22 protein-coding genes are annotated in these 22,858 nt (G+C 39.1%); 1 reads left to right on the top strand and 21 read right to left on the bottom strand.

Annotated elements, in window-relative coordinates; translation table 11 throughout:
• The 20 genes from F886_RS12900 to F886_RS12995 form a co-directional block, all read right to left on the bottom strand.
• The gene (locus F886_RS12900) at positions 1-414 is read right to left on the bottom strand and encodes a DUF6691 family protein (protein ID WP_034591164.1); all 414 of its coding nucleotides are present in this window, start codon (positions 412-414) and stop codon (positions 1-3) included.
• A 4-nt stretch (positions 415-418) separates the two neighbouring features.
• Entirely contained in the window at positions 419-832 is a 414-nt protein-coding gene (locus tag F886_RS12905) for a YeeE/YedE family protein (RefSeq protein ID WP_005306027.1), read from the bottom strand.
• A gap of 135 nt (positions 833-967) precedes the next feature.
• On the bottom strand, positions 968-1,426 hold the full coding sequence (locus F886_RS12910; RefSeq protein ID WP_081399304.1) for a DUF6438 domain-containing protein: 459 nt from the start codon (positions 1,424-1,426) through the stop codon (positions 968-970).
• Between the two features lie 650 nt (positions 1,427-2,076).
• Positions 2,077-4,506, bottom strand: coding sequence for a glucose/quinate/shikimate family membrane-bound PQQ-dependent dehydrogenase (locus tag F886_RS12915; protein WP_005306032.1), 2,430 nt, complete (start codon positions 4,504-4,506; stop codon positions 2,077-2,079).
• A gap of 81 nt (positions 4,507-4,587) precedes the next feature.
• Positions 4,588-5,907: a carbohydrate porin gene (locus F886_RS12920; RefSeq protein ID WP_005306033.1), complete on the bottom strand. Its 1,320-nt coding sequence runs from the start codon at positions 5,905-5,907 to the stop codon at positions 4,588-4,590.
• Positions 5,908-5,976: 69 nt separating this feature from the next.
• On the bottom strand, positions 5,977-7,431 hold the full coding sequence (locus F886_RS12925) for a right-handed parallel beta-helix repeat-containing protein (RefSeq protein WP_005306035.1): 1,455 nt from the start codon (positions 7,429-7,431) through the stop codon (positions 5,977-5,979).
• Positions 7,432-7,450: 19 nt separating this feature from the next.
• Positions 7,451-8,278: a type I 3-dehydroquinate dehydratase gene (gene aroD / locus F886_RS12930; protein ID WP_081402266.1), complete on the bottom strand. Its 828-nt coding sequence runs from the start codon at positions 8,276-8,278 to the stop codon at positions 7,451-7,453.
• Positions 8,279-8,353: 75 nt separating this feature from the next.
• Complete coding sequence (pcaG, locus tag F886_RS12935; RefSeq protein WP_005306041.1) at positions 8,354-8,983, bottom strand: protocatechuate 3,4-dioxygenase subunit alpha; 630 nt, start codon at positions 8,981-8,983, stop codon at positions 8,354-8,356.
• A 14-nt stretch (positions 8,984-8,997) separates the two neighbouring features.
• Complete coding sequence (gene pcaH / locus F886_RS12940) at positions 8,998-9,723, bottom strand: protocatechuate 3,4-dioxygenase subunit beta (RefSeq protein WP_004792028.1); 726 nt, start codon at positions 9,721-9,723, stop codon at positions 8,998-9,000.
• A 10-nt stretch (positions 9,724-9,733) separates the two neighbouring features.
• A complete protein-coding gene (gene pcaC, locus F886_RS12945; protein ID WP_005306044.1) occupies positions 9,734-10,147 on the bottom strand; it encodes a 4-carboxymuconolactone decarboxylase in 414 nt (137 codons plus the stop codon).
• Positions 10,148-10,162: 15 nt separating this feature from the next.
• Positions 10,163-11,518, bottom strand: coding sequence for a 4-hydroxybenzoate transporter PcaK (locus tag F886_RS12950; RefSeq protein ID WP_005306047.1), 1,356 nt, complete (start codon positions 11,516-11,518; stop codon positions 10,163-10,165).
• 42 nt (positions 11,519-11,560) lie between these two features.
• A complete protein-coding gene (gene pcaD, locus F886_RS12955) occupies positions 11,561-12,346 on the bottom strand; it encodes a 3-oxoadipate enol-lactonase (protein WP_005306050.1) in 786 nt (261 codons plus the stop codon).
• The gene (pcaB, locus tag F886_RS12960) at positions 12,343-13,701 is read right to left on the bottom strand and encodes a 3-carboxy-cis,cis-muconate cycloisomerase (protein WP_005306053.1); all 1,359 of its coding nucleotides are present in this window, start codon (positions 13,699-13,701) and stop codon (positions 12,343-12,345) included. The genes pcaD and pcaB overlap by 4 nt, the downstream gene beginning before the upstream one ends.
• A 2-nt stretch (positions 13,702-13,703) precedes the next feature.
• Entirely contained in the window at positions 13,704-14,915 is a 1,212-nt protein-coding gene (gene pcaF, locus F886_RS12965; RefSeq protein WP_005306055.1) for a 3-oxoadipyl-CoA thiolase, read from the bottom strand.
• A 12-nt stretch (positions 14,916-14,927) separates the two neighbouring features.
• A complete protein-coding gene (locus F886_RS12970; RefSeq protein ID WP_004792017.1) occupies positions 14,928-15,581 on the bottom strand; it encodes a 3-oxoacid CoA-transferase subunit B in 654 nt (217 codons plus the stop codon).
• Positions 15,582-15,599: 18 nt separating this feature from the next.
• On the bottom strand, positions 15,600-16,271 hold the full coding sequence (locus F886_RS12975; RefSeq protein WP_005306059.1) for a 3-oxoacid CoA-transferase subunit A: 672 nt from the start codon (positions 16,269-16,271) through the stop codon (positions 15,600-15,602).
• 340 nt (positions 16,272-16,611) lie between these two features.
• Positions 16,612-17,328, bottom strand: a complete 717-nt coding sequence (gene ispD / locus F886_RS12980) for a 2-C-methyl-D-erythritol 4-phosphate cytidylyltransferase (RefSeq protein WP_005306062.1) — start codon at positions 17,326-17,328, stop codon at positions 16,612-16,614.
• The gene (gene ftsB / locus F886_RS12985; RefSeq protein ID WP_004643028.1) at positions 17,294-17,683 is read right to left on the bottom strand and encodes a cell division protein FtsB; all 390 of its coding nucleotides are present in this window, start codon (positions 17,681-17,683) and stop codon (positions 17,294-17,296) included. The genes ispD and ftsB overlap by 35 nt, the downstream gene beginning before the upstream one ends.
• A gap of 433 nt (positions 17,684-18,116) precedes the next feature.
• Complete coding sequence (locus F886_RS12990) at positions 18,117-18,932, bottom strand: bifunctional helix-turn-helix transcriptional regulator/GNAT family N-acetyltransferase (protein WP_228129971.1); 816 nt, start codon at positions 18,930-18,932, stop codon at positions 18,117-18,119.
• Between the two features lie 119 nt (positions 18,933-19,051).
• Complete coding sequence (locus F886_RS12995; RefSeq protein ID WP_005306068.1) at positions 19,052-21,229, bottom strand: TonB-dependent siderophore receptor; 2,178 nt, start codon at positions 21,227-21,229, stop codon at positions 19,052-19,054.
• Between the two features lie 425 nt (positions 21,230-21,654).
• On the opposite strand from F886_RS12995, the gene F886_RS13000 reads away from it, so the two are divergent.
• Positions 21,655-22,335 carry a hypothetical protein gene (locus F886_RS13000; RefSeq protein WP_005306070.1) on the top strand — a complete coding sequence of 227 codons (681 nt, stop codon included), beginning with the start codon at positions 21,655-21,657 and terminating at the stop codon, positions 22,333-22,335.
• A gap of 23 nt (positions 22,336-22,358) precedes the next feature.
• Here F886_RS13000 and F886_RS13005 read toward each other — a convergent pair whose 3' ends face one another.
• On the bottom strand, positions 22,359-22,736 hold the full coding sequence (locus tag F886_RS13005; protein WP_034591340.1) for a ParB N-terminal domain-containing protein: 378 nt from the start codon (positions 22,734-22,736) through the stop codon (positions 22,359-22,361).
• Positions 22,737-22,858 lie beyond the last annotated feature (122 nt).

The following is a 22,858-nucleotide window of genomic DNA, read 5'->3' on the forward strand; positions in this document are numbered from 1 at the left end:
TTAATTTCCTTTATTTAAGACTCGGTAAATAAACATTCCTAATAACATTGCCACAATAAAATAAAGCGCTTCAAAATGTCCTAATCCAATAAGTGTTAAAGCGGGCGCTGGACATATCCCTGCTATTCCCCAGCCTATACCGAAAATAAAAGCACCTACAATTAACCTTTGGTCAATCTGTGTATTCATTGGTAATTGAATTTTCTCATTAAAAAGCGTTTTAGGACTTCTTATAGCCTTTTGAAATGGAATAAATGCCACAGCAATCGCACCTAACATCACAAACATTAAGCTGATATCCCACTGCCCAAAGATATCTAAAAAACCTAATACCTTTTCTGGATTCGACATGCCCGAAATCATTAAGCCTAATGAAAACAAACCACCAAATATAAAAGCAAAAATGTTTTTCATAGGATTACCCCAATACATGACGAATGATATAAACGGTTAACATACCAGCAAACATAAAAACTACTGTTGCTATCATCGAGCGTTTTGATAGCCTGCTCATACCACAAATGCCATGGCCGCTTGTACATCCAGAGCCTAGTCGTGTTCCAAAACCAACAAGTACACCTGCTAAAATAAGTGCAAATGTATTGGCTTTAATTTCAATTTCAGGCTGATAAAAATAGCCATATATGAAAGGTGTAATCACAAGTCCTGCAATGAACCAGAATGCAGAACTTTTAAAAGTATCTTTAGTAGGATTAATGACTTGAGCAAGCAATCCACTAATTCCTGCTATACGACCATTTATATATAAATATCCAACTGTTGCGATGCCGAGTAATAAACCACCAAAAAAGGCATAGACAATATTTGACATATAACCACTCTTAACAATATATGTTTTTATAATCTGTATTATACGCTGATTTTTTTAGAAATACTTAATATAAAACTTTTGAGTTTATAATTCTTCTTAACAAGAAAAAGCCCCAAAATTTTGGGGCTTTTGTCATTAAATTAGATCTTTAATGCCTAATTGTTCAGGCAGTTTTTCCATGACCTTATTCAATCTAGTATTTGCCGGGGAGATACAACCTGTGTAATGGCTTAATTTTGTTTCCGTGCCATTTGGTTGAATCCATGAAATGTAATAGCTAGACATGTCGGTTGCCGTTTGCTGACAACCAGCAGTTTTAGATTGTGTACCTGTTTCAGGACGATAAGCTTTTAGATCATCTGCAAGTTTTTTATAGTCTTTTACGCTACCTTGAATTTCTTTAACACCGATAGCTTTAGTGTATTGCTTGCCTTCAAAACGAATTAAACCTGTAGGCGTTACTTCTACAGAATAGATTGGACATGCGCCAAAGCATGGACTAGAAGCATAACGAATTGTCTCTTGTGTATTCGGTGCTTGCTGAACAGAAGCACAACCCATCAAAGCTAAACCAGATAAAGTTGCAAGAACCAAAAATCTCATCGTATCACCTATTATTATCAAGTGGCTTTAATTTATCAAATCATACACTTCTTGTCATTAAAGACTATTTTTTGTGATTGTTTTCATCAACTCATACAGCTTATTGCTTAGGCTATTTTTATAATAATTAGATGTTATGATCGAAAGAGCATAAAAAAAGGCCCATCTTGCGATGAGCCTTAAGCCAATAAAAGCTTAAATTCCTGAAATACAAATTATTACTGGGTAGTAATAACCTGCGATGACCATTCTAACGTAATGCTATAAATTATATAAATATAATATAAATATATATTTACGCTGGTTTTTCCAGCAAAAAAATCCGACTTTTAAGGACTAAAAAGACAATAATGTTTATTTCTAATTAAAATTCACAACCTTAAGTTAAACAAAACTTAATAAACAAATCAGTTTTATTTATAGGTAAAACATTGTGAAAAATATCTAATCATTCGGCCACATCTATGGTTCAAGTATTCTCAATCTTAAGAATATTTTAGGTTTTGCAATGAGTTAAAGCACTTTTTTACTATTTGGTAAATCTATCTAATTAAAACAATAGAATTTACCACAGTACTTTAATATAAAAAACATATTAAAATTAAAGGCAAAAGAGAATTGCTCTCTTTTGCCTTATTTAATTATTGTTCTAAGCTATAAGCGATTACATAATCACCATGATCAGGAGACTGACGAGCTCCGCCTGCCGTAACAACCACAAATTGTTTACCTGTTTTCGGTGAAACATAGCTTATTGGAGTTCCTTGGCTACCCACTGGCATGCGTGATTTCCACAGTTCCTTACCTGTAGATGAATCAAATGCACGTAAATAGTAGTCCTGTGTTGCTGCAAAGAAAACCAAGCCACCTTGAGTTGCCATCGGCCCGCCAATTGTTGGCATACCGATCGGTGCTTTTAAGCCCATTTTGATGCCCATAGGTCCAGTGTCTTCAACCGTACCCAGTGGTACTTGCCATGCGACTTGACGAGTTTTCATGTCAATTGCAGTCATAGTACCAAATGGTGGTTTCTGACAAGGAATACTTAAGGCAGACATAAAGCGGTTTTTATTCACTTTATATGGTGTACCTTTCATTGGTACAGCACCCATACCTGTATTTACTTTTTCACCGCCACTCGCCTGAATCTTAATATCTTCAGGTGTTTGTTCCATTAATTGAACCCATAAGCCAAGGCGCATATCGTTGACGAACATATAACGATGAGTCGGATCAAAAGCAATGCTACCCCAGTTCATGCCACCCAAAGAACCTGGGAAGCTTAATGAAACGTCAGTACCCGGTGCAGTAAATAGACCTTCGTAACGCATTGACTTGAAGTTAATACGGCACATGAGCTGATCAAACGGTGTTGCACCCCACATATCTGATTCAGTTAAAGTCTGATTACCAATTTGAGGCATTTCAACTGAACGTGGTTGAGTTGCACTATATTGCTCACCCGGAATATTGGCAGGCTTAACTGGCTGTTCAATTACTTTAGTCAGTGGTTTACCAGTTACACGGTCAAGCACAAAGAATTGACCTGATTTGGTTCCAATCACAACAGCAGGTTTAGTCGTACCATCTTTCAATGGGAAATCAACTAGACTTGGTTGCATTGGTAAATCGAAGTCCCATAAATCGTTATGAACAGTTTGATATACCCACTTTTCTTTACCTGTTGTCGCATCAAGCGCCAAAACAGAAGTATTGTATTTATGATCTAACGGATTACGGTTACCCCCCCAAATGTCGACAGATGAGCTACCCATAGGTAAGAACACCGTATTCATTTGCGGGTCATATGACATTGCAGCCCATGAGTTTGCCGAACTACGTTTATAAGTTTCACCTGGTTTAAGAACATAGTTAGGATCTGGATTACGTGCGTCAAATGCCCAACGAAGTTTGCCAGTAATGACGTCATAACCGCGGATAACACCACCCGGCATATCTGCTGCTACGTTATCGGCAATACGGCTACCCACTACAATGGTTGTACCCGCAATAGTCGGAGCAGAAGTCACTTCAAAACGTGGAGCTTTAGTTCCAGCTCCCAGACCTTCTAACAGATCAACTGTTCCATTTACACCAAAATCAGCACAGCGCTGACCGTTATCTGCATTCACTGCAATTAAACGACCATCTGGTGTATTGGTATATAAACGGCGTGGGCATTCTGTATTGGTTGCAACTGTGGTTACTGCATTTGCACCAGCCAAAGTTGGTTGTACAAGTGGCTTGGTCGAATCAAAGTATGCAACCCCACGGCAACGTTCCCAAGCATCAGCTTTAGAGTTCACTTCAGCTTTCCAGAGTTGTTTACCCGAGTCAACATCTATCGCAAAAATGTTGTTATGTGGCGTACATAAAAAAACTTTATTTCCAACTTGTAGCGGGGTCATTTGGTCTTCAGCACCATTACCACTACCTGTTGTAAAATCACCTGTTCTAAAACGCCAAGCTTCTTTTAGTTTATGAACGTTATCTCGGTTAATTTGATCGAGAGCAACAAAGCGACTACCACCTCCATCATTTCCATAATTTTCCCAATTCACCTGTTTTTTAGCAGGGTCAACTGGTACTAAAGGTAGCTTTTCACCTGAACTTGCTACTGTTGGATGTGGTTGGAACATTTGATAGAACGCAATCAACATACCAACAACAACTAACCCACCCACTGCATAAGATGAAGATGCCAAGCTAGTTTGAAATTGGTAACGTCGAATTGAAGGCAAGGTAAATAACAATGCGGCAAAAAGACCAGCAGGAAACATTAACCGCGAGAATAACGGCCAAAATTCCCATCCTGCATCAACAAATGACCAAATGACTGTGCCAACAAAAACAGCCGCAAAAATCCAGACACCAAGTGCCTTTTTACGAAAAATACTAAATGCAGAAATGGTAATTAACAGTCCTGCGACTAGGAAATACCAAGACCCACCTAGTGAAACTAGCTTGCCACCGCCTACGATGTAAAAAACACCAGTAGCCAATAAAACTAGGCCTAATAGAAAACACCATATTTTGAATAAGATATGAAACTTAGAATCTGACTCAGACATAGATCCTACTCCACATATACTGAACACAATAGTTCAAGCATTTGGGCCAGTTAAACTATGTCTAACCAGCCATCAACATTGTTAAAAATTGACTTTAACGCTTAAGCCCGCCACCCAAGCATCATCGACCGCTTTTACACCAGCAGGTTGATGGATATATTGAATGTTTGGACGTAACATAACGGCCGGAGACCATTGATAGGTATAGTTCAATTCGACATTTAGCTCGTCGTCTTGAATTGGAATATAGTCAGATGCAATCGCATCATAGCTATAATATCCACGGCTTTCGTTTGTTGCGATTTGCTTATCTTTAGCACGATCATTGACCAAATAATTGGCAATACCAAAACCAATCGAATCATTTGGACGGCTATCAAATGGCCCTTTATACCAAAGAGCAAGTTGTTGGGTGCTTTGAACAAAGGTCGTTGCCTTATCATTTACAACGCCATTAAAACTTACATATAAACCGCGTTTCGGATCTTGGCCGTTATTCGTCAGTTGTTGTTGTGCATTAATCCAGAAACTTTGTTTTCCATCATGAACTTTACCCGCGGTTTTAATATCATTCGCTTCTGCGGTTGAGTACAGCGCACCTACTTTATATTCACCCGGTAAACCATTAAAAGCAGCAAGTTTTGGTTTCCATGCGAGCTCAACTGGTATGGTTGCACCCTTCACGTTGTTCATATCCAGATTAAAACCATCACTATTTGATTCGGTTTTAATGTTGTCTGGATTTACTTCATAAACACCGACACCTAAAGTCCACTCAGGCGCAAACTGATATTTAACGTTTGCAGCCCAAACACCAACTGGTGAGTTGTACCAAATTGAACCAATTGATTTTCCTAGCTGCCCACCGCAAAGCAATAAGTTCTGAAACTCACATTGAGAACTATTAAAGTCTTCTGACATGCCCATACGGCCAACTTTGGCCTGTATAGTATTATCAACAAAGCCTTTCTTTATCCATGCTTGAGACAGACGCCAGATTTTACCGCGACCATAAATCTCTTGAGCATTACCTAATTGGCTAGAACGCGGGTCTTTAATACGCTCCAAAGTAAGCGCATTCCCGTCACGTTTAGTCACGATCAGGCTCGCTGTTGTATCTTTCCACCCAGCAATCTTTTCTAAATCGAAGTTTGCACCTAAAGAAAGTTGCGCAGCATTTTCAAAAGTATTGCTGTCGTTGTAACCACCATCTAAATTTGTGGCACTTTGGCTCATGATAGAAGCTGTAAATTTATAGCCTTGTTGCTCTAGCTGTTGGCGCTCACCATTCCAGTCGCCTAGCAACCATTGACGATCTTGTGACCAAGGCTCATTAGCAAGCGCAAGTTGACTGCCTAATACAGCGATTGTTAACACACTCAGTTTCATTATATTTGGCATTTCAAGTCCCTTTTATCATTTCTATATTTCTATGCTGCGCCTCGGTTTGAGGCGCTTCCCTTATTGTTATTATTTAGTTTGTACGGCCGAACTAAGTTCAGACGTCGCGCCAAAACGATCAGTTACATTCGCTGTAATTGAAGCAACTTTGAGAGTTGGCTTCCAATTCGCTTTTGCATTGCCTTCGGCATCTGTGGCAACGGTAACCGCTCCTAAATATTGCTCAGCTTCTTTTGATGCCGCATTTTGATTTCCAAAGAACTCAACTTGATAGCGTTGGTTTGGTAATCCATTAATTTCTACAGCAACTGAACCTTTATTAACGGTTAACTTAGGTGCTTTAATGCCCTGATTCGGCTGAGCATTACAGTTTTGTTGATTTGGTTGAGTACATGTTTTTTGTTGCTTAGATGGATCAACCACTACGCCACCACCACGAGAACCAACAAAACCTTCGTGTTCAAGTGCAGGTACACCAAATACAATTGCACCTAAACGCTGATTTGGTACACATGAACCACCTGCTTCACAGCGTTTAATATCTTTACCATTGTCCCAAATCAGGTTTTTAGTCAATGTAATTTTTGCATTTGCATCTTTTTCCGAACGAATAGCAACACCAATACGGTTACCATGCACCCTATTGCTATCAAGAATGTTGCCATCGCCTGTCATGTTGAAGCCAATCGAGTTATTGGTCATTTCGTTGTAGGCAATATAGTTACGCTTGCCCCAGTTAATCTGTAAGCCATCCGAATAGTTTTCGAATTTATTACCGACTACGGCATTGTCATTACCCCATAAAATTTCAATACCTTGTGATGGCTCTGGGTTCGCTTTCGTTGAAACAAAATGGTTATTTGCAATTAAGTTAAACGCAGCACCACGTGTCAGTTCTAAACCATCACCATTGTCTTGGAAAATATTGTCTAAAACTTTGTTGTTATTGGTCGTGGTTGCCGTTGGGTTGCCTTGCCCGTCATCACCAGTAAGCATGACACCGGCACCACCATAGTTATTACTAATACGGTTATGTTGAATAAGGTTATTGCTTGAACGGTTAACCAAAACACCAATACAGAAACGATGAATGTCTAAACCTTTTAAAGTGACATTGTTGACGTCACGTAGTACCAATCCCGGTAAAGTCATAGTACGTACATTGGTGCCGTACTGCTCAGGGTTTGCACCGGGACAAGCTTTTGCACCTTCGCCTTTAATATAGTTTGAACCATCAATTGCGATGTATTCGCCAGTTTTATCCCACTGTGTACCAATAATTTTGATGGGTGCTTTAATTTCAGGAAGTGCACTATTTAATTTAATCGCATAAGGCGCTTTGCCTACCGCCTGAATCAAGATCTCGCTAGCTTCGCTTGGGTTTGCATTGGCTTGTTCAATTGCCCAGCGTAAAGAGCCTTTATTGCTATCGTCTTGATAACGATCAACAACATAAGTTTGTGCTGCAGTTATTCCTGAAACCATCAAACCTAATGCAAGAGTAGTTAAACGTAATGTATTCATTTCATCATATCCTTATGATTTATGGGTTTGTTGGTTGAACGGTTTTTAAAATCTGTTTGAGCTTAGTCACATCAATTTGTCCTGGTGCAGAAGCCTGCCCAATCATGCCAAAGCTATAACTTCCACCCATATTGGCAGTCGCAACACGAGAAATCGTACCAAGTTGTCCCATCGACATCGTTAACAATGGTTTAGTGGTTTGCTGACTTACTTTTAAAGTTGCGTTCATTAAAGTGAAAACGTCTTGTTTAGATTTTGGCATTACGGCAATTTTTAGAATATCTGCGCCCATTTGATCTTGTTTTAACAGGCGTTTTTCAATTTCATCTTGGCTTGGCGTTTTTTGGAAGTCATGATTAGACATCACAATCAGCACTTTCTTTTGATGTGCTTTTTGAACAATATCTGAAACTACTTTTTGATCACGGAACATTTCAACATCTAACCAGTCCATGAACGGATTTTTTAAATAAGCCTGATAAGTCTTACCATAATCAACATCGCTAATTTCAAGCTGACCACCTTCATTTTTAGTGCGAATTGTGGCGATTAGCGGCTTATTACCTAAAATCTTTTTTAATTCATGCCCCAATGCAATCACTTGTTTCGTATCACTCGCAAAACTGAGTAAGTCGATACGGAACTCTGCCAAATCAGCATCTGCTGTATTTGCAATCACTTGAGCTTGCGCTAAAGCTTGTTCTTTGGTCTTTGCTGTAATTGGAACAATTGTTTTAACTGCTGTAGTCGCAGGTTGTGTTTGAGTAGCTAAAGCAACAGGTTCAGCATTCACCTGTGCTGTAAAAAATGGGAGTGCAAGCAAACTTAAGCTTAATAATGTTTTCATTTTCATCTCTGTCATACCATCCTTTAAAAAGGCTACACGCATCCATGGACAATCATGTGTAGCCTTAGGTGTTTCTTAAATATCAAAAAATACTGTTTCGTTATCGCCTTGAATACGAATATCAAAGCGGTAAACAATTTCACCATTTTCTTCAAAACGTTTTGCAATAAGCGTTTGGCGACGCGGTGCCCACTCAATGCTATTTAAAATTGGGTCATTGCCATTTGCCTCGGCTTCATCTTCAAAATAAACACGTGTATGAAGACCTAAGTTAATACCGCGAGCGAAAATGACTAATGCAATATGCGGTGCTTGAGTTGAACCTTTACGACCGGCTGTAGCACCTGGCTTAATTGTATTAAAGCTCCAAACGCCTGTTTCAAAGTCAGCGCCAGTACGTCCCCAACCCTGAAATGCAGGATCAGCTTTTTGCTCACGCGTATCTGCCTGACTTGGGTAAATACCATTCGCATCAGCTTGCCAAATTTCGATCAGCACATCGCGCAGCGGTAAACCTAATCCGTCAAATACCTGACCTTCAAGACGAATACGCTCGCCTTTGGTTTGGTCTTGTACTAACTGGTTATTAAAGTTGTTTTCAAACACTTCAATATTTGCTTGTTGTGGCAATAAACCAATGTGGACGTAAGGACCACCTGTTTGAGATGGAGTTTCTTTTAATTCCTGAAAATTCCAGTTATTCATGCTCGTGCTCCTGATTAAGTCAAATCATTTTCGAAGTAAGTCGCTCGACGACCACGTAAAGTGATGTCAAAACGGTAACAACGGCTATCTGCTTCGATAAAGTTGTTTTTATCTTCTAGTGCAATCAATGCACGACGTTGATCTTCAGAAGGAATCGTTTTTAAAATCGGGCAAGTGTCAATGAGCGTATCGCCTTCAAAATAAAACTGCGAAATTAGGCGCTGAGCCCAACCATCAGCAATTAAAGAGAAGTGAATATGAGCTGGACGCCATTCATTGATACGGTTACGCCACGGATATGGACCTGGTTTAATGGTACGGAAAATATAAAAACCATTTTCGTCAGTTAATGTACGACCACAACCACCGAAGTTAGGGTCCATTGCACCAATAAATTTGTCGTTTGGATGGCGATAACGACCAGAAGCATTGGCTTGCCATACTTCTAAAAGTGCATTTTTTACAGGACGGCCAAACTGGTCACGGACATAACCATGAACGATGACACGCTCACCAATTGGTAAACCATCTTTGGCATAGTTCAAAATCAAATCGTTATCTTTTGGGCCAAACAAGTTTGAAGAAAAATGCGGCGCAGTAACTTCAGTTAAAGTCTCATTAATAGAAATCAATGCATTTTTTGGCGAACGTAAAACACTTGTCTTATAACCTTCTGCATATGCAGGTGGATGGTCTTCTGTATTACGTTGGGCGTAAGCACCCCAGCTATGTTGTGACATCTTTATCTCCTTAATCCTGTTCTTTTGCTGCAACTGAGTTGACTTCTATTCCCAACTCTTTAAAGACTTCTTCGGCCATATGCATTGCAGCATTTGCAGCAGGTAAACCTGCATAGAGCGAGCTATGTAAGATCAACTCTTTTAAATCTTCTTTAGTGACACCATTGTTGAAACAAGCACGTAAATGCATGCGTAGTTCATCTTCGCGGCCAAGCGCCAATAAAATTGCGATCGTCACTAAACTACGTGTATGACGCGGTAGGCCCGGACGAGACCACACCTCACCCCATGCGTAACGGCTAATAAAGTTTTGAAAATCTTGGTTAAAGTCATTTAAGTTTTGCAAAGACCGACCAACATGCTTTTCACCCAAAACTTCAGTCCGCACCTCAATGCCTTGTTTATAGCGTTGTTCATCATTCATTGTGATAGACCTCTATTAAGTTGCATCGGTATGCGCAACAAGTGATTTAACAAATACAGCAACAGCCGCAGCAGTCGCTGGAATTAGTAATAAACTGAGAATGGCAGTAAACGACCAATCATTACCAAGTAGTACGGCACCAATCCAAGCACCAAATACCGCACCGAAACGTCCAATACCTGTCATCCACGACACACCCGTTGCACGGCACTGCGTTGGATAAAAACGAGCACTTAAAGCTGGCATTGAAGATTGCGCACCATTAATCGCGATACCTGCGCAAAGAACCAATACAGCAAGTAATGTTGAGTTTCCTAAACTTTGACCAACAGCAATCGCAAATAGACCCGCAGCAAAGTAGAAAATGGCAATAACTCGGTTCGGGTTAAATTTATCCATCGCCCAACCAATGAATAATGCACTTACCACACCGCCAAACTGGAACAATCCACCAATAAATGCAGCACGCTCCATTGAAGCACCTGTTTCACGCATCAGTGTTGGTAACCAGCTTGTAAGCAAGTAAACAACCACTAAGCCCATGAAATAGGTCAACCAAAGTAAAAGTGTTCCTTTTGCATATGGTTTAGAAAACATAATTCCAAAGACATTTTTCTTTTGAGCTGTTTCAGTTTTCTCTTCAGGTACGTGGAATGCAGTCGCATTTTGAACTTGAGTTGGCGCGATATAATTTAAGATCTTACGTACTTTTTCTGGGTTCTTACCTTTAACAATTAAAAAGCGGTAAGACTCAGGTAAGACAAAAATCACTAAAACCATTAAGATCAAAGGTGACCAGCCGCCAAGTAAAAACAGACTGTGCCAACCGTAGGTCGGGATGAGCCAGCTACTAATAAAGCCTCCTGTTGCCATACCTAGGTTGTAGCCACAGAACATACATGTCACCAGCAGTGAACGAATGCGTGTTGGACAGTATTCAGAGAATAATGTGGTGGCATTTGGCATCGCCGCACCCAAACCAATACCTGTCAAAAAGCGTAAAACGACAAGGCTATCTAAGTTGGTTGCATACGCAGATGCTAAAGTAAAACCACCAAACACAAGCATCGAAAAAGCTAAAACGATTTTTCGACCAAAACGGTCAGCTGTTGGGCCAGAAACCAAAGCTCCAATAATCATTCCACCAAGTGCAGCACTCATCACTGGGCCTAACTGAGAGCGATCAACACCCCAGTCTTGAGCCAAAGCTGGAGCTATAAAACCCATTGCAGCAGTATCGATACCATCAGTAAAAATAATTAAGAAACAGATGATTGCAATCATCCATTGATACTTACTGAGTGGAGCATCATTAATTAATGCTTGAGCATCGATACTTTTATTTGGTGCAGCGTAATCCTGAGACGCCATGTTTGCCTCCTTAAGGCCAATTCCTTTTAAACTACTAAGCTATTAGATTTGCTGAATAAACCTAGTTAATTCCTGAGTAAATCTTTGTGGTTGCTCAATATTAGAAAGATGAGATGCTTCCAATTTAGCAATTTGACTGTTCTTAATAGCATTCTGCATAAACTCAGCATCTGCTACTGTTGTCACTGGATCTGCCGTTCCTGCAATGAGCAATACTGGAACTTGGATTTGCGTAATTTCATCTCTTAAATCAGCATGTGCTAAAGCACGACACGCATTGGCATAACCTTGTGCTGGTGTGTTTGCCAGACTTTGAATCGTCGTTTGTGCAACCACATTATGTTGATAGTCGAATTTTTCGCTAAACCAACGTGTGTGCGTGGTTTTAACCAATTCAGCCAGTCCATTTTGTTCTACTGATTCTGCGCGACTCAACCACGCTTCAGCCTGTCCAATTTTTGCCGCCGAATTTGCGACAGTAATGCTTAGAAAGCGCTCTGGGTAATGAATAGCTAACCAAAGCCCTGTAATTCCGCCCATTGAAATGCCACAAAAATGAGCTTTTTCAATATTTAAGGCATCTAAAATATCAGCAACATCTTCACCTAAATTTTGTAAAGATGTTTCAGCGATCACATCACTTTCGCCATGACCACGTGTGTCGTATGTAATGACATTAAAATGACTTTTAAGCTCATCTACTTGCGGCTGCCACATTCCATGATCTGTTCCTAACGAGTTAGATAACACAAGTGCTGGAGCATCTTTTAATCCATCCGTATATACAGCGAGCTGTTTACCTTGTCGATTGGTTATAAGCTGTTTCACTTTATGTCTCCTCCTTGTGCTTCTTGCAGAACAGCATCAATTTGAGCTTGAATGTTGCCCAAATAGTTTTCTGCTTTAAATATTTCCAAAATTTCTGTTTGACTAAAATGTTCTTTTACTTCATCTAACTGACTAACAACCTCAGATAAATGCTGCTTTTGAGCCACGGCTGTTTTACAAGCTGCTTCAACAACATGATGAGCATTTAAACGTCCAATTTTTGGAGCAAGTGCCATCATCACAGCTTCTGCCATAATCAACCCGTTGGTACAGTCAAGGTTCTGCTGCATATGCTCAGCATTAACTTCGAAACCTTGTAAAACTTCACCAGTACGAGTTAATGCTCCAGCACAAAGCTGAAAAATTTCAGGGATTGCTAACCATTCAGCATGCCATGCGCCTAAGCTACGCTCATGTTCCTGCACCATGCTTTGATAGATGCTAGACATAAGTGCTGGTACACGATTTGCTGCTGCAAGTACTGAAGCTGCTGCAACTGGATTCCGCTTATGAGGCATGGTTGATGAACCACCACGGCCCTTTGCAGTTGGTTCAAACAATTCGGCAATTTCAGTTTGCATCATGAGTGACCAATCACGTGCCATCTTGCCCGTATTCCCAACAATCATGCCAAGCACACTTGCGATTTCTACAATACGGTCGCGCTCACCATGCCATGTGCTTGTCGGTACAGTCAGATTCAGCTGCTGAGCAAATGCACTGACCACAAGTGAACCTTGATCTTGCAAAGAAGCTAATGAACCTACAGCACCGCCTAACTGAGCAGTGAGTACACGTGATTTCATAGCTTGTATACGATCTAAATCACGCTTAAATGCAGAAGCCCAACGAGCGAGTTTATGCCCTAAAGTGATTGGCAAAGCTTGCTGTAACCATGTACGTCCAATCATGACTTGATGACGATATTGCTTAGCTTGTTGTAATGCAGTGCTGTAGCAGTGTTGAAGTTGTGCTTCCACAATATTTAACGCATCGCGACATTGCAAAATACAAGCTGTGTCTAAAATATCCTGACTTGTTGCGCCCCAATGCACATAACGTGAAGCATCTTCATCCACATCTTTCACAATTGCCGTAAGTTGTTTTACAAATGGAATTGCGATATTTCCAGCCAAACCAGTTGCTACAGCCAAAGCGGAAAAGTCAAACTTTTCTATTGCCTGCTCAGCTACTTGGGCAATGGTATTAGCCGCGTTTTGAGGAATCACGCCAACTTTTGCCTGTGCTTGAGCTAATGCAACTTCAACCTGAATCATATATGTGATTAAAGATGAGTCACTAAAGATGTCCGTGACGTCTTTTTGATAAAACAAGCTGGCATATAACTGGCTCATGATTAGACTCTCTCAATAATCAATGCGATGCCTTGACCTACACCAATACACATTGAACACATAGCGTAACGACCACCTGTTTGCTCAAGCTGGTTTAGGGCTGTGGTCACTAAGCGTGCACCTGACGCACCAAGTGGATGGCCCAAAGCAATCGCACCACCGTTTGGATTTACCTTGTCAGAATTGTCTGGCAAACCTAAATCACGGGTGACTGCCAAAGCTTGTGCAGCAAAGGCTTCGTTCAGCTCAATCACATCCATCTGATCTAAAGTTAGGTTGGCTTGTTTAAGAAGCTTTTTGATTGCAGGTGCCGGAGCGAAACCCATAATACGCGGTTCTACACCCACTGCTGTTGAAGCAATGATCTTGGCACGTGGTTTTAAATTGTAAGCTTGAACCGCCTCATCAGAAGCAATCAGTAGAGCTGCTGCACCATCGTTAATCCCTGAAGCATTGCCTGCAGTGACTGTACCCTCTGCTTTAACCACAGGTTTAAGTTTGCTTAAACCTTCAAGCGTGGTCGATGCACGTGGATGTTCATCGGTATCAATCACAACAGCATCACCCTTACGCTGAGGGATTTCAACTGCCACGATTTCTTTAGAAAAAAAGCCTTTGGCTTGCGCGCTTGCGGTGCGTTGTTGGCTCACCAAGGCAAACTGGTCCTGATCTGCACGATTAACGTTGAACTGTTCAGCGACGTTTTCGGCAGTCTGGGGCATGGTGTCTACACCATACAATTCTTTAAGTTTTGGGTTAATGAAGCGCCAACCCATAGTGGTGTCTTCAATCTTCTGGCTACGGCCAAAAGCACTGTCAGACTTACCCATCACATAGGGCGCACGGCTCATGCTTTCTACACCACCAGCAATTACTAAATTTGCTTCACCTGCTTTAATAGCACGGGCAGCAATGGCAATGGCATCGAGTGAAGAACCACACAAACGGTTAATAGTCGTCGCTGGTACTTGATACGGTAAACCTGCAAGCAGTGCTGACATACGGCCGACGTTACGGTTGTCTTCACCGGCTTGGTTGGCACAACCATAGATCACATCATCGACCTGTTCCCAATCTACATTCGGGTTACGCTGAATTAAGGCTTTGATCGGCACAGCACCAAGGTCATCAGCACGGACAGGTGCAAGACCACCGGCATAACGGCCAAATGGTGTACGGATGGCATCGATGATATAAGCGTTTTTTAATGTCATTTCCCTACTTCCTTACCCTTGAGTCGCATCAATCAAAGTTGCACCTGTTAAAGCCTGCAACTCATCAAAGCTAAGACCTTCCACTTTCTCAATCACCTTTAAACCATCTTTAGTCACATCAATCACACAAAGGTCTGTGTAAATACGGTCAACACAGTGTTTACCCGTAACCGGATAGCTCAGCTCAGCCACAATTTTCGGCTCGCCTTGCTTGGTTACATGGTCTGTGGTGATAAATACTTTCTTGGCACCTACAGCCAAATCCATCGCACCACCTACCGCAGGAATCGCATCAGGTGCACCCGTGTGCCAGTTGGCCAAATCACCATTCGCTGCAACCTGAAAGGCTCCAAGCACTGCAATATCAAGGTGACCACCACGCATCATCGCAAATGAGTCGCCATGATGGAAAAAGCTGCCGCCTTCAAGCATGGTCACAAATTCTTTACCTGCATTAATCAGTTCAGGGTCTTCTTCACCTGCCGCTGGCGGTGGGCCAAAGGCCAACAGGCCATTTTCAGAATGAAGGAAAATATCTTTATCGTTAGGTAGGTAGCTTGCGATCTTGGTTGGTAAGCCAATGCCCAAATTCACATAGGCACCATCTGGAATATCTTGTGCCACACGTTTTGCAATCTGGTCACGGCTGAGTTTCTGGTAGCTCATGTTATTTCTCCTTATTGCTTACTGTGCGGGCTGTACTTGTACAACGTGCTGTACAAAGATACCTGGGGTGATGATGTGCTCTGGATCTAATCCACCTAGCTCAACCACTTCAGACACCTGAACAATGGTGACATCAGCAGCCATGGCCATAATCGGACCAAAGTTGCGTGCAGATTTACGGTAAACCAGATTGCCCCAGCGATCGCACTTGTAAGCTTTAATCAAGGCAAAGTCAGCCTTGATTGGATATTCGAGTACGTAGTCTTTACCATCAATTTGGCGAGTTTCTTTGCCTTCAGCTAAAAGTGTTCCAAAGCCTGTTGGGGTAAATACAGCGCCTAATCCCATACCAGCAGCTTGAATACGGCAAGCCAGATTACCTTGCGGTACCACTTCAAGCTCAACCTTTCCTGCACGGTATAACTCATCAAACACATAAGAGTCTGACTGACGTGGAAAAGAACAGATTACTTTTTTAACCGAACCAGCCTTAAGCAGTTTAGCCAAGCCATAATCGCCATTACCGGCGTTATTACTCACAATAGTCAGGTCTTTAATACCGAGTTCAATTAGTCCATCAATGAGTTCAGCGGGTTGTCCTGCGGTACCAAAACCACCAATCAGGATGGTCGCGCCATCTTTAATCTGCGATAGTACCTCGCTAAGAGAGGACTTACTTTTGTCAATCATTAGACAACTCCATTGTGCTCATTCAGGAAGGAATAGATAAGAGATTTAGGCACACAGAGGCAGAATGAACAGATAGATATTTCACTCAATCCCGAGTGTTTCCCTTAGATTTCCTTTTAAACATTCTTGATAATTTTTGTAATTTGATCTAGTTATCAAATCATGGTTTTGTTCGGTATAAATATTTTTTGTTCGATGATCGAACATTATCTGGTATAGTTGTACGATCTTGATAAATCCTAAAACTTATCAATGTAAAAGAATATGAGTGATTATAAATAGATATGTAGAAAACTTACTTAGATGGGCAAATTATCCAAGCAAGTTAAAAATAATAGAATTAAGACTGAGATTGCAGAATCAAACGTGCAAGTTCTAAATCATCGGGATAGGTAATTTTTATATTATCCGAACGACCCATTACGACCTGTACAGTTTCACCCATATACTCGAGTGCACTTGCCTCATCGGTAATAGTGACATCATTTTCTAAAGCATGTTCAATTGCTTTTTTTAGTTTACCGATTTTAGTAATTTGAGGCGTTTGAGCTTGCCATAATAAATCTCGGCTGACTGTTTTATCAATGTGATTGCCTGACTTAACCTGCTTTAAAGTATCACGAACAGGAATTGCTAAAATAGCACTCTCATTTGATTCAATTGCATTTGCCACAAGTGCATTTAAACAATCAATGGTTACACAAGGGCGAGCCGCATCATGCACAAGTACCCAATCATTTTCATCGGCAAAATTTAAAAGATGATTTAACGCATTTAAAACTGAATGAACTCGCTCAGCTCCACCTATGCAAAAATGCGCCTTATCTATATTTTGAAATGCTAGAGTCTGGGCAAAGGTATCTTGTGTACCAATTGCCAAAACATAACCATTTAATGGAAGTTGGCTTATACGGCCAATCGTATGTTCTAAAACAGTCCTATTCTGAATATATTGATACTGCTTCAATTCAGTTTTAGAAAAACGACTTCCTGATCCTGCAGCTGGAATCACTGCCCACAATTTAGTCTGGGATATCTGGGGATGCAGGTGTCTCATTCGTTTCCAAATCAACTTTAGCGTTCGGGTCAATATAAATAGGTTTGTAATGGGTACTAATCGTACTCATTTGAACAAATGTCTCGTGAGGTTTAACCAAACCAAGATCAAGGCGGGCATGTTCTTCTATTGCTTCTGTACCATTTTTCAGGTCAAAAACCTCTGCTGCCAAAATACGGTTTCGTTCTTTAAGCTCTTCATTTACCTCAGCTTGTTGCTGAATTTGTTGCATGAGAGCTTGATGAGGGATATAGCCACCCTCACCTAACCAAAATTGATATTGCAGGATAGCTACTAATACAATAACAAGTAGCAATATCAGTTTGCTTGAAGTGGATCGAAATACTTCTAACATATCATTAAGATTTTTAATTAAAAACTTTCGTTAAGAGTTTGTATTGTATAGTAATTAACAAGTAGCATGCGCAATTCCTGCAAAAATTTAAGCAAAATTATTAATGGGCATATTACTTTAATTGACCATTGTGACATGTTTCATTTTGTCAAAAATGAATAGAATTTGAAAGGGAAATAATATTTATAAGTACAACTGTTTATAAATCACTCTACACACAAAAAATCATTCTAAGTATGAGAAATTTATGTCGAGAAAAGCTTATGGTTAATTTCCATTATTTACCCGTGTAAATTGTTGCTCTAACATGGTGTTGCCCCATTGGTCTCCCTCCCATTCATTCGCGAGTTTAAAACCAAAATTTTCATAAAGTTTTCTTGCGGCACTAAGGCCACTAAATGTCCATAATTGAACAGCAGAGAATTGCTTTTGATCACAAAAGTTTATTGCTTCTTTTAATAGCTTTTTTGCCGATGCCCTGTCCTCGACAATCGTCACTTAAAATAAACCACCGAAGATGAGCCTCGTTATTTCCTAAATCTTCACCATCAATCGCAACAGAACCCACAATTTTATTATTTTTTATTGCCAACCAAATATTATTAGAGTCTTTATAAAGACGGTTAGAGAACTCAGCTAAATTGGTAGCCACTTTTCCTTCAAAAAAAGGTCCAAAATTATAATTTTCATAATAATAAGTACCATGCATTTCTGCGATTCTGCCAATCATACCTGCGCGGTAGCCACTCACAATTTCAATAGTATTGTTATCTATAAGATCTTTATTATCTCGACAGTTTACTAAAGATTCAGCGTAGGTTGTCAGACCTTGAGCAATAATAAGTTGGTCAGAAGAGTTTAATTTTTCAATGGCTTGAATAACTCGTATTTCTCCATAATTATTAATTTTTCTTACAGTATCCACTCCTTTCGGTGTGAGTTTAATCACTTTTATTCTGGCATCATTCTTATCTTGCTCCTCTTTAATCTCACCCGCCTTAATGAGTTTAAGCAACATTCTACTCACACTCGATTTCTCTAGACCTAAAAGCTGTCCTAATTGTACAGCGGTTAGAGAACCTCTATTTTCAAGCTCAAGTAAAGAGTGAACAGCTGACGGAGAATAATCAGTAGCAGCAAGAGTTGAACTCATAAAACCTAATTCACGAACCATGATTCGAGATGAACTACGGATTTCATCAATAATTTTTTGGTCAATCATCACTGCACACTCAAAATATAGTTGCATAATACAACCATATCTATAAAAAAGAAGTCAAGATTTTCTTCTCTTTTAAAACAAGCTTAAAAAGAATAAAAGCCCTCTTTCGAGGACTTTTATAAATCGTTTTCTTATGTGAGTTTAAATCAGAAATTATAACGAACACTCAACGTTGCATTTCGTGGTGTGCCCCAATTCATCGAGTTAGCACCAATACCTTCATAATATTTTTCATCAAAAATATTATCGATATTAAATTGAAGTTTGATATTTTTATCTACTTGATAGCCAAGCATCGCACTTGCTAAAACATAGGCATCTTGCTCAATGCGAGAGCTTCCACTACCCGTATAGTATTTACTCTTATAATTTAAACCAAGCCCTGCACTCCATTGATCAAGTTTGTACTTAACAAATAGATTCGAGGTTGTTCGAGAGTTTGTCGTATTAACTTTTGTGCCTTGTGCATCTTTTGCTTCAAAATTAGCAACACCAAAGTTAATACCCCAATTGTCATTAATCTCGCCATCAGCTTCAAACTCAAAACCTTTACTTTCAACCCCATCTACAGCACGATAGGCCTGCTCTGTGGTTTTTATACCATTGCGAATAATAAACGTGTCAGGTATCAATTCAGCAAAATTAGATTGTTCTATTCGGAATATTGACAATGCTGTATTTAAACGCCCTCCAAACCATTCACTCTTTAAGCCAGCCTCATAACTCTTACCTGTAATCGGATCTATATATTGATCATTTATATCTTTACGTTCTTGAGGTTTAAAAATTTCTGTATAACTCGCATATATAGAATGATCTTGGGCAAAATCATAAATAGCGCCAACATATGGTGCTAATTCATTGTTAAATTCACGGTTACCTTTATCATTTTCAGATTTATATTCCCAGTTAAATAAACGAGCCCCAGCAATAATTTTCAAAGGATCCAGAATCTGAAATTTTCCGGCAACATAAGCAGCAGTTTGTGTAGTTTCATTTAGTGCATTTTTACCATTTAATACTACTGGTTGAAGCAACTCTTGAGCCATATCATTATAGTTAAGTGGTCCACCTAAATATTTTTCAATGTCTTGGTTTGTGTTAGATCCACCAAAAATATCTTTTGTCTTTTCATTCTTATTCCACGATCCACCAATAATAATTTCTTGTGGACGATTAAAAATCGTAAATGGAGCATTGATAAAAACATCAATATTGTTTTCTTCATTTGCAGCTTTTGCACCATATACTGAGACATTATCCTTGCCCTCTTCATTTTTTAATGGACTTGTATTGGTTGCCTTGTCTACTTTTCCAGCTGTATATAGCAACATAGAAGCTGTATCTTCTTTACGGAAGGTATAAGCAATATTTAAATTAACGTCATTAAATAAATTCTGTTTTAAATTTGCAAATACTGCCGTTGTATTCACATCCCAATAGGTCCAAGGTGCACTTACTGTTAAGCTTCTGGAAAAATTGGTACGAGTCCCATCAGTATAAAAAGCAGGTGTACCGCCCCAACGAATACCATCACGATGTAACTCTTGATAAGTTGCACCAAGCGACATGCTTGTTTTATCACTCAAATCATAATCAACCGCACCATAAAATACATTCCTTTCTTTCTCATAGAAATCCATAAATGATTTTTCATCAGAATGTTTTACAAACATGCGGCCACGCAATGATCCATCTGCATTAAGTGGCGTGGAAACATCTGCTGAGCTATTCCAAGAGTTCCACGAGCCTAAAGATGTGCTGACATTACCAGTGAGTTCTTTTGAGTTTGCATGTTTCCGAATCATGTTCAGCGCCATTGCTGGGTTTCCCGCACCTGTGGTTAGTCCATTGGCACCCTTTACGACTTCGACACGATCATAAATATCTAAATCTAAATCTCCAGTGCCTAAGTTTGTAGTACTAGGTATTCCATCAATTAAGTAATAATCCACCTCAAAACCACGTGCATACACTCTTTGGCGCTCATCGGTACGTGAGGTTGAAACACCCGTAATATTATTCATTAAATCTTGAAAGGAATCGATTTTTCGATCATCTAAATATTCACGGGTTAAAACTTTGACTGATTGAGGAGTTTCACGAAGAGATAAATTTAATTTTGTAGAAGTATTTGTGCTTTTTGCTGTATAGCTCTCTGAACCTTCAGTAACGGCCGGATTTTCTTGTTCTGCTTGTACTTTTATCGTTGCTAAAGTGGTTGTTTCGGTTTGTTCTGCATAAACAAATGAAGGTACCGCTAAAGCCATAGAAAGTGCTAAAGGGTGAACTCTAAATGCTTTTCTAAAGGGCGGATTGTACATAAGAAAATTCCATAATAACCAATGTGCTGAACCATATTTTTAGCCTTCCACTACCTTGTTCCTTGTTACACAGTAGTAAAAGTTCGGCACAAAAATTAACACGAATGATAATTGTTATCAACTTGTAGTTAATAATTATTCTTATTTGTTTAATTTAAATTGTTAATGCATCATTGCCTTAAAAAATCACTATCCACGCATCAAAATTTGGATTTCTAATAGATTGAATGTTGATCTTGTTCAATCATGGTACTGAAACAATGGGCTTTATATTATTGATTCAAAAATATATAAACCAATTTTCAAATTCAAATTGACTGTTGAACTGCTCAAGAACATGAGAAATAAAAAACTACACAGTATTTTCTTTTATATTTTATTATTCTTCATAAATCTCATGAAAGAGAATAAAGGTATAAACTGTAGTGCACAAAATTTTAGCGTTTTCTTTAGTAAGCTTAGGTTTAAGCGCTTGTGATCACCCTACTGATGATAGCCCTTCAAAAATAATTAATATGGAGAGCAATCATAAACAATATACACCTGCTAACCCTTATATATTTGAATATAATGATATTGTTTACAGTCTAAAAGCTGAGCAGCCACAAGATACTTCCCATAGAAAATTTAAAAACTTATTAAAAAAAATTCCCTCTAATAATAATAATTTAGATATTTTAAAAACCAAACGCAAGGTACTTATTCACTTAGGTTGCCTTAAAGAAGCATATATAGTTACCGAAAAAATTTTAAATAAAACAGATAGTTCACAACTACAAGAGATGCAATGTATTTTCTTAAGAAAAATGAAAAAAGATGCTCATGAAATAAAAGCATGTTATGAAAAAACGGCTCATAGCTATTTAAACGAAATAAATTTAATTCCAAAGGCAGCCATACGATATCAATATGCACTGTGGGGCCATTATGCAGCGATGTTTCATGCGGGACATATAGAATATAAAGATAAACTCCAAGAAATCGTTGATTATCATAACATTGAAGATCATAAACAAACATATCAACAAATGTATGAAAATATACTGAATCCAAATGTTTTTCAAAAACGTTTAGACGCTATTCCCTACAGTCCTGATTGCCACTGAATCATATTCGCAATTATTTATAATTAATCATCGTAGCTCAGTTCATCCTCCTCAACATTGATATAATCTGGTTGAGGGTCTTTATCAAATTGTACAGCATGTATTTTAAACTTACCTAAAATTTTCGCCTTTCCTACTCTATGCATACCATCCATTATCCTGCCCTGTGAGCATATTATTATTGGATAAGACAAATCTGCTTCTTGAATTAATATCATATGATCAATGATATCTTGAGTAGTGGGATGAGAATCTGGATACCAATATGGTTCATTTAATTCTTTTATTTCTGATAGCAAAATTTCTTTTACTTTAAAATTTCTAGTTAATGCTACTAAATTATCTACATCCCAAATATAAGTATCATTTTCAACTTTTTTAAAATGATATTGCTTTCTCATCATATGAAATTCGCTTAAAACACAATAAATTAAAATATATCATATACATATTAATACCAAACATTATAAAAATTGAGAGACTAAATTTAGGTAATACAGATCAAAATTTTATTTTATTTGAT

Source organism: Acinetobacter sp. NIPH 542 (assembly GCF_000369825.1).
Taxonomy (GTDB): Bacteria; Pseudomonadota; Gammaproteobacteria; order Pseudomonadales; family Moraxellaceae; genus Acinetobacter; species Acinetobacter oleivorans.

Bases quoted from the DNA above. Each gene is read 5' to 3' on its own strand.
- aroD (WP_081402266.1), bottom strand. From the start codon at position 8,278: ATGAAAACATTATTAAGCTTAAGTTTGCTTGCACTCCCATTTTTTACA.
- ftsB (WP_004643028.1), bottom strand. From the start codon at position 17,683: ATGTTAGAAGTATTTCGATCCACTTCAAGCAAACTGATATTGCTACTT.
- pcaB (WP_005306053.1), bottom strand. From the start codon at position 13,701: ATGAGCCAGTTATATGCCAGCTTGTTTTATCAAAAAGACGTCACGGAC.
- F886_RS12950 (WP_005306047.1), bottom strand. From the start codon at position 11,518: ATGGCGTCTCAGGATTACGCTGCACCAAATAAAAGTATCGATGCTCAA.
- F886_RS13005 (WP_034591340.1), bottom strand. From the start codon at position 22,736: ATGAGAAAGCAATATCATTTTAAAAAAGTTGAAAATGATACTTATATT.
- F886_RS12905 (WP_005306027.1), bottom strand. From the start codon at position 832: ATGTCAAATATTGTCTATGCCTTTTTTGGTGGTTTATTACTCGGCATC.
- F886_RS12990 (WP_228129971.1), bottom strand. From the start codon at position 18,932: ATGCAACTATATTTTGAGTGTGCAGTGATGATTGACCAAAAAATTATT.
- F886_RS12900 (WP_034591164.1), bottom strand. From the start codon at position 414: ATGAAAAACATTTTTGCTTTTATATTTGGTGGTTTGTTTTCATTAGGC.
- pcaC (WP_005306044.1), bottom strand. From the start codon at position 10,147: ATGAATGATGAACAACGCTATAAACAAGGCATTGAGGTGCGGACTGAA.
- F886_RS12970 (WP_004792017.1), bottom strand. From the start codon at position 15,581: ATGAGCTACCAGAAACTCAGCCGTGACCAGATTGCAAAACGTGTGGCA.
- F886_RS12915 (WP_005306032.1), bottom strand. From the start codon at position 4,506: ATGTCTGAGTCAGATTCTAAGTTTCATATCTTATTCAAAATATGGTGT.
- F886_RS12920 (WP_005306033.1), bottom strand. From the start codon at position 5,907: ATGCCAAATATAATGAAACTGAGTGTGTTAACAATCGCTGTATTAGGC.
- pcaF (WP_005306055.1), bottom strand. From the start codon at position 14,915: ATGACATTAAAAAACGCTTATATCATCGATGCCATCCGTACACCATTT.
- F886_RS12995 (WP_005306068.1), bottom strand. From the start codon at position 21,229: ATGTACAATCCGCCCTTTAGAAAAGCATTTAGAGTTCACCCTTTAGCA.
- F886_RS12925 (WP_005306035.1), bottom strand. From the start codon at position 7,431: ATGAATACATTACGTTTAACTACTCTTGCATTAGGTTTGATGGTTTCA.
- ispD (WP_005306062.1), bottom strand. From the start codon at position 17,328: ATGAGACACCTGCATCCCCAGATATCCCAGACTAAATTGTGGGCAGTG.
- pcaH (WP_004792028.1), bottom strand. From the start codon at position 9,723: ATGTCACAACATAGCTGGGGTGCTTACGCCCAACGTAATACAGAAGAC.
- pcaG (WP_005306041.1), bottom strand. From the start codon at position 8,983: ATGAATAACTGGAATTTTCAGGAATTAAAAGAAACTCCATCTCAAACA.
- F886_RS12975 (WP_005306059.1), bottom strand. From the start codon at position 16,271: ATGATTGACAAAAGTAAGTCCTCTCTTAGCGAGGTACTATCGCAGATT.